1 protein-coding gene is annotated in these 518 nt (G+C 41.7%); it reads right to left on the reverse strand.

Features of this window, described 5'->3' with window-relative positions; translation table 11 throughout:
• Window positions 1–297 (reverse strand): hypothetical protein (locus GF867_RS13665; RefSeq protein WP_153833630.1); only part of this gene is annotated, 297 nt, incomplete at its 3' end.
• Between the last annotated feature and the right edge of the window lie 221 nt (window positions 298–518).

Consider the following 518-nt stretch of genomic DNA (forward strand, 5'->3'; position numbering starts at 1 on the left):
TGCAAAGCGACTACCAGGTAAGAAGTCAACAACTCTCACGAATCCCTTTCGCCAAGAGGCTCCTACACTGGTAAATAACAACAGCCCCAGAGCCATTCCAGCCAATATAAAACTACGATATGGATGAGACTGCTCAATTGGTCGTCTTTCCGTTCCTGCTGCTTCTATTGAATCACGTCGACAACGTTGTTCATCAGCTACGGCCAACGCAGCCTCTTGATTGATTGCTGAAATCTTTCCCAGTGCCTCTAAACTTGGAATCCGCATATTGCGATTAAACACTAACAAATCCGTCACTTCTTTCCGCTTTATTAACTCGTGAAAATATTTACATTAATTATAGCCTAGTTCCCATCTAGAATTCAATACAAACAAGTCACCTCACGATACCTTTCACACATCCTATCGAACGCTACTCAACCTCACACAGCCATCACGTTCATTGCTTCTCAGCTTAACATTTGCCGATTGTAAGTATTAAAAAAAACAGGAGAAACCTTACTCAAGCTATCCAAAAA

This window comes from Fundicoccus ignavus (genome assembly GCF_009659375.1).
GTDB classification, from domain to species: Bacteria; Bacillota; Bacilli; order Lactobacillales; family Aerococcaceae; genus Fundicoccus; species Fundicoccus ignavus.